The organism is Candidatus Kryptonium thompsonii (assembly GCF_001535985.1).
Classification (GTDB): domain Bacteria; phylum Bacteroidota; class Ignavibacteria; order Kryptoniales; family Kryptoniaceae; genus Kryptonium; species Kryptonium thompsonii.
On the sequence record NZ_CZVS01000080.1, the window covers coordinates 1 to 6,186 of the forward strand.

Below are 6,186 nucleotides of genomic sequence, written 5' to 3' on the forward strand. Positions count from 1 at the left end.
TAATTCATACAACTCCATCCGCTGGTTATGGCTGGAATGTTGTGCAGAGCTCATGGACAGGGGAAGAGTTTGATCTTGCGAATAACACTGATCCGAAAGTTTTACTTAAAGGTTGGCTTACTGAGGATGCCACAAGAAAGATGCTTGCCCTTGTGGGGCAAAATCTTGATGAGCTTGTGAAGATGGCACAAACTCGAAATTTTAAACCTATCGATCTTGGTTTAAAAATTTCATTGAATATGCGTGTAAAATTTAGAGAACTTGTTTCTCAAAATGTCATAGGTATTTTACGCGGTGGTGATGAGAAATTGAAAGATGAATACATTGTCATAACATCGCATCACGATCATCTTGGGATTGGCAAACCGATTAATGGTGATTCAATTATGGCACCAAGAGCTCCCTTCTTTGCAGCAATTTCATATTTATAAGTCCACCTTCCATAATAAGTCCTCGCCTTTCCACCAAAAAGATTTGGCTCCTCAGGGGTTGCTGGTGGATCGTCATTTAACATTAACAATATCTTTCCAGAAACATCAACGCCCTTATAATCATCCCAATTCTGCTCCGGCGCAACTATTCCATAGCCAACGAACACAACTTCGGCATCCTTTATTGAGACAAAATCTTTTTTGACACCAGAAACTGCAATAAATTCGTCGTAATATTTGAATTTTATCGTTTTACCTTTGCCTTTGACAACCATTTCTTTATCCGGGAAAGTTCTCACACCTGAAAGTGGAACCTTTTGAAAATATGAACCATTATCCCCACCAGGTTCAAGTCCAAGAAGTTTGAACTGTGTCGCTATATATGTCGCTGCCAGAAGCTCACCTCTTGAACCTGTCCCTCTGCCTTCAAGCAAATCATGCGCTAAAAACTGAACATTTGCCCTTATGTAATCCTCCGTGATGTAATCCATAGCCCTCTTAGCATCATCCGTGAGAAAATTTGTAACTGTGATCTGAGAAAAAGCCATTAAAGTTATAAGCGAACTTAAAAGTATAACTTTAAGTGTTCTCATTTTTTAACCTTGATTTTGTTTTGTATTGATAAGTTTTGAAACGCTTTCTCTTAAAGCTATAGCGTTTTCAATAGCATATGCGTTGAAATCGTTATTAAAATAAGCAAAAACAACTTTATCTTCCAACAAAAAATTCCATATTAATCTCGCAAACTCTTCTATCTGCTCTTGACTGTAAACCGACCTATATCTTTCCTTAGGACCATGAAACCTTAAATAAACGAAATCAGCTGTTGCAATAGGTGGAGCGAGAACTCCTCTCATATGTGAAATGCAAAGGGCAATTTTATTTTCCTTTAGAATCATAAAAAATGGTATCATTAAAAAAATACAGGATTTCTAAACTCAAAAACATGTCTGTATCCCTTGGGAAGCAGATCAATGTACTCTTTTAAGAGTGAAGGATCATATTCAAGCGTCGGTGGAAATTGATGAAGTATGCAACCAATTCGATTGTAAACTCTCAATGGCTTTATCACTTTCATAAATCCGTAAAAATCACTTCTCACATCTTTCAACCTCTTGATATGAGTTATGCTTTGATGAACTTTAACGGAAAACAAAAAGTTAACACTTGTATTTTTTATCCATCCCTCAATCGTTTTAGCCCTTGGCAGATGGTAAAATGTTGTGTTAAGCTCAACAGTATTAAAAACTTTTGAATAATATTCGAGCCACTTTCCCCGATGTAATTTCTCCGGATAAAAACGCCCGATCCAATGCCTATAGTAATAACCTGATGTCCCGATGTAAATCTTAGACATTAAAATTTATCTGGATATTTTCCCAATAAGAACAAAATCAATTTCCCTTGAACTTTCATCAACCCTTACAACTCTAACCTTAACCTTATCCCCAAGCCTATATACTTTTTTCGTATATTTACCTATCAATGCATACTGATTTTCATCGTAAATGTAATAATCATCCGTTAAGTCTCTAACTTTAACAAGCCCCTCAACGAGTATATCTTGTATCTCCACGAATAAACCGAATTCAACAACCCCAGAGATTATGCCATCAAATACTTTACCGATATGGTCCTTCATATATTCAACTTGCTTCAATTTGATCGATTCCCTCTCCACCTCCATTGCTCTTATCTCCATCTCCGATGAATGTTTGCAAATCTGTGGAAGTTTCTGCGCGATCTCCCTTAATCTTTTATCATCCACACCTTTTTCTGTATACTCATAAAGAAGACGATGAACGACAAGATCAGGATATCTTCTTATCGGAGAAGTAAAATGAGTATAATACTTAAAACCGAGCCCGAAATGTCCGATGTTTTTTTCAGAATAAATTGCCTTTGCCATTGACCTTATCGCGATGTCATTCACAAGATATTCATACTCCGTATCTTTAACTTGCGCGAGCAATTTTTGAATTGATTTTGAAAGGGGCTTTGAATCAACCTCGAACTTAAACCCAAGTTTCCTCACAAACTCCGCAAGGCTTTTCAACTTCGCTGGGTCGGGCAAATCATGAACTCTATAAATAAACGGATATTCGCGATTTTTCTTGCTCATCTTTCCGATATGCTTCGCTACCGTCTGATTCGCAAGCAGCATAAACTCCTCTATCAACCTGTGGCTATCAAGTCGAACCTTTTTTATTATTTCGATCGGTTTTCCATCTTCATCGAGTTTAAATTTAACCTCGGGTGTTTCAAAATCGAGACTCCCCTCACGAAGTCGCTTCTTTAACAAAATTTTGCTCAACTTATGCATTTCTAAAATTATATCAGCGTAATCACCTTCACCAGTCTCAATTATCTTCTGGACCTCTTCATAAGTGAACCTTCGCTTACTTCTTATAATGCTTTTATGAAAAGAATATTTTTCAACAACTCCCTTTGAATTGACAATCATAAAGACAGAATAAGCAAGGCGATCGACATTTGGATTTAAGCTGCAAACATTGTTTGACAACTTCTCGGGCAACATCGGTATCACCCTATCAACCAAATAAACGCTCGTTCCACGCTTCAGCGCTTCAAGATCGATCTCGCTTCCCTCCTTAACATAATAACTAACATCCGCAATATGAACACCAAGCTTATATTTTCCATCTGGTAAAATCTCAAGCGAAACGGCATCGTCAAAATCTTTCGCATCCTCGGGGTCAATCGTGAAACAAATTAAATTTCTAAGATCAAGTCTCTTTGCATATTCCGAACTTGGGATTTCGTCCGGAATCTCCTCTGCTTCTTCAAGAACCTCATCGGGAAATCGCGTTGGGAAATTATAACTTCTTGCGATCGCCAAAATCTCCGCATCGTTTTCCCCAGCTTGGCCAAGCACTTCAACTATCCTACCTTCAGGAGCGAACCTTTCATCTATCCAATCAACAAGCTCAATTGCAACTTTATCACCAGGTCGTGCATTAAATTTTTTCACATTTTTCTCATCGATATAAAAATCATGGATCAAGCGTTTGTCATCCGGAACGACAAAATAAATTCCCTTTCTTTTTGAAAGAACCCCTGTTATAATCTTTCTCCCACGCTCAATTATATCAACTATCTCGCCTTCTGCAAGTTCACCCTTCCCTTTCCCCACAATTGAAACAGCAACTTTATCTCCATCAATCGCAGTATGGATAAACCTAGGGGGAATAAAAATTTCTTTTATCTGGCTGTCTTCATTTTCCACCTCCACAAATCCATAACCGTTCGGATTCACGGTCAATCGCCCAACAAGAATTTTGGGATTCGGTTTAAATTTGTATTTATTTCTTGGAAGCTTAATGACCTCGCCACGCTCGACCATCTCCATTAAAACTCGCCTAATAACATCCATTTCATACTCCTCCATCAAACCAAGTTTCCTAGCTATTTCTTTTAAACGAAACGACCGTTTGGATCTTTTCTTTAAAAATTTTAAGATCCTCTCTTTGATCTTTGAAATTTCTACCTCTTCTTTCATAGCCTTATCCTATAATAGAGCCCCAATTTGTTTAAAATTTCTTTTTCCTGATAAAATTGAACCGGTTTTCTCTGATATTCAATTGTTAAGTTTCCTCCGAGAAACTTTTTAAATAATGGATATTGAACGATGACGACCGATTTTGAGATGTCGGTAAAAATATCTCCACCAATCTGAACTACAGCCCCACCTATATTTCCTGTTATCCTCAAACCTTTAAATCCAGAATAATAACCAAATTCCGCAGCCGTCACAACTCCACCAAGCACATCCCTTAAAACATCCGTCACAACCCCTGAAACCACACCGCTCAAAAGTCCAGCACCCGTTGACGACCAAAGATTTTCAGTAAACAAACTAGCCTCACTTCTGCTAAGTTCATCTTTGAATCTTCCAGTTACAAGGAATGAAATTGCATCAGATTCCACCTCACCATGCGGATAAACCTTCTGATAATCCTCACCATCAATATACATCTGTATTTTAACGACTGGTTTTGACAACGTCCCGCTTATGAGAAGTTCAATCAAAACATTCTCAACTTTCCCAGAACTCAAAGTATCCGTTAAAACTGTATGAGTTCCCGTATATGTTGCTGTTATATCAAGTTCCGGATTTTTAAGGTCCTCAACAAATTTTATCTTACCTTTTGCATTAAATCGTTTGAAAAAGTTATAGTAAGACCTGTCAAGTACATCAACCACACCGTGTGCAACCATCAAGCCAGAGTAACTTCTAAGGTTTAGGTTCCCAGAAAACTCAGCGAAAAATTCTTCCCCAGTTTGAGTATTAAGAAGAATGTTAATTTTTGCGTTATTTAAAGTGTAGATTTTTAAGTCATAATTGAACTTCGAAAAAATACTTTGCTTTTTTACACCTTCGTTTTGAATCTCGTTCACTTTAACAGGAAGGTTCAAATGCACAAGTTCCTCAGCGGTGCTTTCTTCTTTTACAGTATCAACTGGGCTAACATAGACATATTCAAATCCAGTTCCTTGACGAGCGCTGATAGATTGCTTCGGGAAATAATTAACATCAACATCTGAAAGGAAAATTTCACCATTGAGATAAAATCCAGTAGTGTCAATTTTTAAACTTAACCCATTTTCACCAGTCTGAGCAATCACGCGCCCATAAAGTCCCGTGGTTCCAAAACCCTCTTTATCCATAACAAGCAATTTGCCAGTGATGTTAAAATCTCCCTTTGATATTGAATATCCACCACCAAAATAAATCTTACCATTAACCCTGACCTCTCCACCACTATAATCATCAGGATTGTTCCATAAATTCAAATCCTCAACATAGATGGCATTTGAATCAATCTTGCCCACGCCGTAAACAAGATAATACTTTCCGTTTGGATCAAATTTGAAAATACAATTTTGAAGTGAAAAGTTGCCCTTAAAACTCGGCTTATCAAAGGTTCCACCTAAATCAATCTCAGCCGTTATATCACCTTTCAAATCTGAAATCCCCTCCAAAAGTGGCTCCAGCACAGCGATCGGAAACCTAAAGAGCTTTACCTTGCCCGCGACATATGGCTCACGGTATTTTGATCTTACGGTTGGATTAAACCACGCTGGAGAAGAAAGAACAACATCCATCGCGTTATAATTCACCTCACCTGCGCTTACTATAAGTGATATATTCAACTTTACAAGGTCATCTTCAATCTTCCCAAAACATTCAAGCACTCCGAGATCCGCATTTTTGTATCTGAGATCTTTCACGAAAATTTCAATATTTGAATTGGGTTTATCATGAGCTCCATAGATAAAGAATGAAAATTCAACCTTGCCAGAAAAAAATTTTCCTTTTATAAGTCTATCAAGTTCCAAATTTTCACCCCACATGCGCAACTGCTGAGTTTGCTTATCAATAAACCCACCAATGTAAATTTTTTGATCATTGAAAACAAAAGAAGATGGATTAATCACAACTCCGCTTTTGCTTTGAAAAATTTCTATCTCATCAGCAATTGAAATTTTATTACCATAAACTCTCCCATTAAACTCTTTTAAAATTAACCTATTCACCTCGCGACTGAACTGCGCGATTGAAACAGCTTCGAAATCCCACTTCTCCCCACTCGCAAAAATTTCAGCATATAGCTCTGGTTCATCGTAATTGAGACTCAATCCAACCTTATCAATCTTGAAACCATCCGAAGTAAAATCGCTCAATTCTCTCCGTAGTTTAAACCTCAACTGATCCTTATAACTTAGTTCGATC

6 protein-coding genes are annotated in these 6,186 nt (G+C 37.5%); 1 reads left to right on the forward strand and 5 read right to left on the reverse strand.

Annotated elements, in window-relative coordinates:
* Positions 1-431 (forward strand): protease-associated domain-containing protein (locus tag AWW78_RS10630; protein WP_047135009.1); only part of this gene is annotated, 431 nt, incomplete at its 5' end.
* Here the strand turns inward: AWW78_RS10630 and AWW78_RS09620 are convergent.
* The 5 genes from AWW78_RS09620 to AWW78_RS09635 form a co-directional block, all read right to left on the reverse strand.
* Complete coding sequence (locus AWW78_RS09620; protein ID WP_075426259.1) at positions 347-1,024, reverse strand: PA domain-containing protein; 678 nt, start codon at positions 1,022-1,024, stop codon at positions 347-349. The genes AWW78_RS10630 and AWW78_RS09620 overlap by 85 nt on opposite strands.
* Before the next feature lie 3 nt (positions 1,025-1,027).
* On the reverse strand, positions 1,028-1,330 hold the full coding sequence (locus tag AWW78_RS10880; RefSeq protein WP_176696251.1) for a DUF72 domain-containing protein: 303 nt from the start codon (positions 1,328-1,330) through the stop codon (positions 1,028-1,030).
* 14 nt (positions 1,331-1,344) lie between these two features.
* A complete protein-coding gene (locus AWW78_RS10885) occupies positions 1,345-1,788 on the reverse strand; it encodes a DUF72 domain-containing protein (protein ID WP_082359577.1) in 444 nt (147 codons plus the stop codon).
* Between the two features lie 6 nt (positions 1,789-1,794).
* Complete coding sequence (gene rnr, locus AWW78_RS09630; RefSeq protein WP_047135010.1) at positions 1,795-3,951, reverse strand: ribonuclease R; 2,157 nt, start codon at positions 3,949-3,951, stop codon at positions 1,795-1,797.
* A partial coding sequence (locus AWW78_RS09635; protein ID WP_218059854.1) for a translocation/assembly module TamB domain-containing protein occupies positions 3,948-6,186 on the reverse strand: 2,239 nt, incomplete at its 5' end. The genes rnr and AWW78_RS09635, both read right to left, overlap by 4 nt.